This is a genomic window from Kitasatospora sp. NPDC092039 (assembly GCF_044756065.1).
Lineage (GTDB): Bacteria > Actinomycetota > Actinomycetes > Streptomycetales > Streptomycetaceae > Kitasatospora.
Genome location: NZ_JBIVSD010000050.1, coordinates 1 through 5137 on the forward strand (window position 1 = coordinate 1; position 5137 = coordinate 5137).

A 5137-nucleotide genomic window follows, 5' to 3' on the forward strand; every position below is an offset into this window, starting at 1 on the left:
CCGTCATCACCCTCGACGCCCGCCGCCGCGACAGCGCCAAGAGCGCCCTCATCACCCTCGTCGAACACGCCCTCCTCGCCCGGCTCCGCTGAGCGGGAGCGGCGGGTCCACGAGCAGCCGCCCAGCCCCGACGGCCCGTCCGGACGACGGGCCGTCGGGGCCGCGGCGCTTACCGGCCGGTGTCCCCCGGGGGGCCCGCGCAAGACCCGTGTATAAGCAGCGGATAACAGTTCGGTAGGCATTTTGTGATCAACAATGACTCAGCGTGGCGAAACAGCGTCACTCAGCGCCAGGTGACCACGGTTTTGCTCCGTGATGTCGGTGATTGTCCGGATTGTGCCGACGCGGGTGCCGGACGGCGGCTGTTTGTCCCCCATCCCTGCACGTGCTGAAATTCCAGCTACCCCTGGATGTCTCCTGCGCCGGCCCGTCCTGCGGCCGATCGGAGCCCCGGGGTAGCGCTGGATTGATCCATGGCCGGCAGTCGGCCGAGAGGTAGTTGTCGAGTGAGGCGTAAGCAGCAACCCGCCCCGCAGCGGCGCTCCGAGCCCCGCCAGAGCGAGCCGAACGGTACCCCGGGGGACCCGGCCGGGTTCTCCGCGTTCACTCCCACCGAGGAACGCGGCCCGACCCCCGTCCCGGCCGCCGGGCCCCAGTCCGCGCCCACGACGCCCCGCAGCGGCGGCTCGTCGGGCGACGACGGCGGCTCCAGCCGGTACGACTTCCTCCGCCCGCGCAACTGGCGCGTACCCACCCGCCTGATCGCGATCCTGCTGATCCCCGTGATCATCAGTCTCGTCTTCGGCGGTCTGCGCGTGAACACCTCGGTCGACGGCTACATCAAGGCCTCGCGCGCCGAGAAGACCGCGGAGCTGGCCAAGGCGGCGACCGAACTCGCCGAGGCGCTGGAGAACGAGCGCGACAAGACGCTCATACCCCTGCTCACCAAGCAGGACCCGAACAACGAGGTCACCAAGCGCCGCAACAACACCGACGCCGCGCTGAAGGCCTACAACGCCGCCTACGAGGCCTCCGACAAGTCCGGCGAGCTGCCCCGCCGCCACGACGCCTTCCAGTCCCTCGTGGTCGACCTGCCGCACCTGCGGGCCAACGCGTACGGCCCCGAGCTGTTCATCAGCGCGACCGCCAACGCCTACTCGACGATGTTCGCGCCGCTGCTGGCGTACGACAACTCGGTCGGCCTGGGCTCCACCAACGCCACCAGCAAGGGCCGCGCGATCTACGCGATGTCGCTGGCCAAGGCGTCCGCCTCGACCCAGCGCTCGCTGATGCTGAGCCTGCTGGTCGGCATCGCGCAGAACGGCACCACCCGGTACGAGAACGTCGACGCGACCCAGCAGATCGTGCTCGCGGAGAAGCTGGAGCAGGTCTCCCTCAACGAGTTCAAGACCGGTAGCGCCCCCGAGGACGCCAAGAAGTACTCGGACGCGCAGGTCGCCCTGGCCACCTCCCAGGAGCGCTCGGCCTACAAGATGCCCAACGGCGCGGCGCCCACCATGCAGGGCCTGCTGGCCCTGGCCGCCTCGTACAGCCAAGCCGCCTCGGAGGGCCAGCTGAAGGGCAAGGCCGCCGCCGACGCCGCGTTCGCCGAGGCGAAGGCCGCCGGTCTGACCCCGGACAACTGGAACCAGGCCGCCAACACCCACATCCAGGCCCTGCGGGACACCGAAGTCGCGCTGCTGGACGACGTCCTCACCGACTCCCGCGCCCTGAAGGACAACGCGCTCTACGACGCCATCCTCAACACGATCATCGTCGTCGCGGCGCTGATCCTGGCCGGTCTGCTCACCGGCTACGTGGCCCGCTCGATGATCCTCGGCATGCGCACCCTGCGCAGCGCCGCCCTGGAGATCGCCGACCACCGCCTGCCGGACCTGGTCGAGAAGCTCTCCAAGACCGACCCCGACCGGGTCGACACCTCGGTGGCCCCGATCCCGCTGCACGGCAAGGACGAGATCGGCGAGGTCGCCCGGGCGTTCGACCAGGTCCACCAGCAGGCCGTGGCGCTCGCCGCCGAGCAGGCCCTGCTGCGAGGGAACGTCAACGCGATCTTCACCAACCTGTCGCGCCGCAGCCAGAGCCTGATCCAGCGCCAGCTGGCGCTGATCACCGACCTGGAGAACAACGAGGCCGACCCGGACCAGCTGGAGAACCTCTTCAAGCTGGACCACCTCGCGACCCGCATGCGCCGCAACGGCGAGAACCTGCTCGTCCTCGCGGGCGAGGAGGCCGGCCGCCGCTGGAACACCCCGGTCCCGCTGGTCGACGTGCTCCGCGCCGCCGCCTCCGAGGTGGAGCAGTACGAGCGCGTCGAGCTCTCCGGCATCCCGGAGGTCGACGTCGTCGGCGCCGCCGTGACCGACCTCGTCCACCTGCTCGCCGAGCTGCTGGAGAACGCCACCTCGTTCTCCAGCCCGCAGACCCGGGTGCTGGTCAACGCCACCCGCCTGCCGGACGGCCGGGTGCTGGTCGAGATCCACGACAAGGGCATCGGCCTCACCGCCGAGGACTTCGCGGAGATCAACGAGAAGCTGGCCGAGCCGCCCACGGTGGACGCCACCATCTCCCGCCGCATGGGCCTGTTCGTGGTCGGCCGGCTGTCCCAGCGGCACGACGTCCGCGTCCAGCTCCGCCCGTCCGGCGAGTCCGCCGGCACCACCTCGCTGGTCATGCTCCCGCCGTTCGTCACCCAGTCGGGTGCGGCGCCGGAGCCCGACGAGCAGTTCACCGTCTCCCGGATCTTCGCCGAGCAGGAGCCGACCGCCGAGTGGGCGCCGGACTCCCGCGCCCGCAGCGCGGCCGAGCTCGGCTTCGACGACCACCTCACCGGCACCGGCAACGCCGGCTCCAGCGGGTTCAGCCCGGCCCTGGAGGCCGTCCAGCGCTCGCAGCGCCTCGACCAGGTCCGCCGCGCGGCCCTGGAGAGCGGCCCGCACACGCCGGTGGTGGACGCCGAGGTCGAGGAGGACTACCAGCAGGGCTACGACCAGTACGCCCCGCAGGGGTACGAGCAGCAGCAGGGCTTCGCCGACGACCAGTACGGCTACGACCAGAGCGGCTACGACCAGGGCGGCTACCAGCAGGACGAGTACGCCCAGGACGGCTACGACCAGTACCCCCAGCAGGGCTACGAGCAGCAGCAGGGCTTCGCCGACGACCAGTACGGCTACGACCAGGGCGGCTACCGGCAGGACGAGTACGCCGACCAGTACGGCCGGGCCGCCGAGGAGTCCCCGGCCGGCCACCCGTACTCCCCCGAGCCGCCCGCGCTGCCGGCCGCCGAGGCGCCGCGCACCACCCTGCCGTCCGGGCTGCCGCAGCGCCGCCCCGGCGAGCAGCTGGCCGGCGGCGGGCTCCCCGCCGCTCCGGCCGGCAGCCCGTCCGGCGACAGCCCGAACTGGTTCGCCGGCGCCAAGGACACCTCCTCGACGCCTTCGGACCAGCGCGGCCACGACGTGTCCTCGCTCGGCGGATACGGCCCGACCGGCCCGACCGCCAGCCCCTGGCAGTCGCCGAACGACGGCGACTGGCAGCGGGCCGAGCAGCTGCGCGAGCCCGCCTCCGGCGGCACCACCGGCTCCGGTCTGCCGCGCCGCGTGCCCAAGCAGAACCTGGTGCCCGGCAACGCCAAGTCCACCCCGCAGGACGGGCCGCAGGTCTCCCGCAGCCCGGAGGAGGTCCGTGGCCGCCTCACCAACCTGCGCCGCGGCGTGGAGCAGGGCCGCAGCGCCGGTAACACCGGAAGCTTCCGGATCGACCCCGATCAGGTAGACCAGTCCGGCAACGGACAGAACCGGAGCACCGATCTCTTCGGCGGCTCGAACCACCAGGAGCGTTGAGTTGACTCAGATGAGCCAGGCCGCACAGAACCTGAACTGGCTGATCACCAATTTCGTGGACAACACCCCCGGGGTGTCCCACACCGTGGTGGTCTCCGCGGACGGCCTCCTGCTGTGCATGTCCGAGGGCTTCCCGCGCGACCGTGCCGACCAGCTCGCCGCCGTCGCCTCCGGCCTCACCTCCCTCACCTCCGGCGCCAGCCGGATCTTCGAGGGCGGCGAGGTCAACCAGACCGTCGTCGAGATGGAGCGGGGCTTCCTGTTCCTGATGGCCGTCAGCGACGGCTCGGCGCTCGCCGTCCTGGCCGCGCCCGACTCCGACATCGGCCTCGTCGGCTACGAGATGGCCCTGCTCGTCGACCGCGCCGGCGCCGTCCTCACCCCCGCTCTCCGCGCGGAACTCCAGGGCAGTCTCCTGCACTGACGGTTCGTCGGATACCGTCCAGGTATTCGAAGTACCTCCGCGTCCTTCCCGGGCCCGCTTCGGCGGGCTCGGGTTCGGACGTTGTACGGCCTTCGCACCACCGGCTCCGGACCTGCGCCGAAGCTCGCACCGCACCGCCGCACCCTGTGAGGAGAGGAACCGTGACACCGCCCGACGACCGCAGCGGCCAGTACGGCGTTCCGTACCCTGGCACAGGCCATGACGCCTTCGGAGCACCCGGCGTCGGCCACGGTCAGCAGTACGGCCGGCACCAGTACGGACAGCAGCAGCAGCCGTACCCCCGGCCCGAGGAGCAGTACGGCCAGTACGACCAGTACGCCCGGCAGCCCTCGTACGGCGCCCCGGCCCCCGGCTACCCGGCCCCGGCGCCCGAGCCGGCCCCCGGGTACTCGCCCGCCCAGGAGCCCGGCCACGTCGAGGAGTTCGAGGACGAACCCGACTCCGGCCCGCTGATCCGGCCGTTCGCGATGACCGGTGGCCGGACCCGGCCGCGCTACGAACTCGCGCTGGAGGCCCTGGTCTCCGCCGACGTCGACCCGCAGCGCCTGGCCACCCTGCTCCCCGAGCACCAGCGGATCTGCACGCTGTGCACGGAGGTCAAGTCCGTCGCCGAGGTGTCGGCGCTGCTCTCCCTTCCCCTGGGAGTGGCCCGCATCCTCGTGGCCGACCTGGCCGAGGCCGGCCTGGTCGCCATCCACCAGCCCGCTTCCGGCGGCGAAACCGGAAACCAGCCCGACGTCACGCTGCTCGAAAGGGTCCTCAGTGGACTTCGCAAGCTCTAACGCGGCCGCCCCCACCCGCGCCACCACCTCCGCGAAGATCGTCGTCGCGG

3 protein-coding genes and 1 pseudogene are annotated in these 5137 nt (G+C 71.7%); all 4 read left to right on the top strand.

Annotated features, from left to right (window positions below; translation table 11 throughout):
* Positions 1–92, top strand: a pseudogene (locus ACIQI7_RS38850) (ATP-binding protein); the annotation flags it as partial.
* 414 nt (positions 93–506) lie between these two features.
* Complete coding sequence (locus tag ACIQI7_RS38855; protein WP_401119579.1) at positions 507–3860, top strand: nitrate- and nitrite sensing domain-containing protein; 3354 nt, start codon at positions 507–509, stop codon at positions 3858–3860.
* Positions 3861–3870: 10 nt separating this feature from the next.
* Positions 3871–4284 carry a roadblock/LC7 domain-containing protein gene (locus ACIQI7_RS38860; protein WP_030248297.1) on the top strand — a complete coding sequence of 138 codons (414 nt, stop codon included), beginning with the start codon at positions 3871–3873 and terminating at the stop codon, positions 4282–4284.
* Positions 4285–4445: 161 nt separating this feature from the next.
* Positions 4446–5087 (top strand): DUF742 domain-containing protein, encoded by a 642-nt coding sequence (locus tag ACIQI7_RS38865; protein WP_401119581.1) that lies wholly within the window; start codon positions 4446–4448, stop codon positions 5085–5087.
* Positions 5088–5137: the final 50 nt, after the last annotated feature.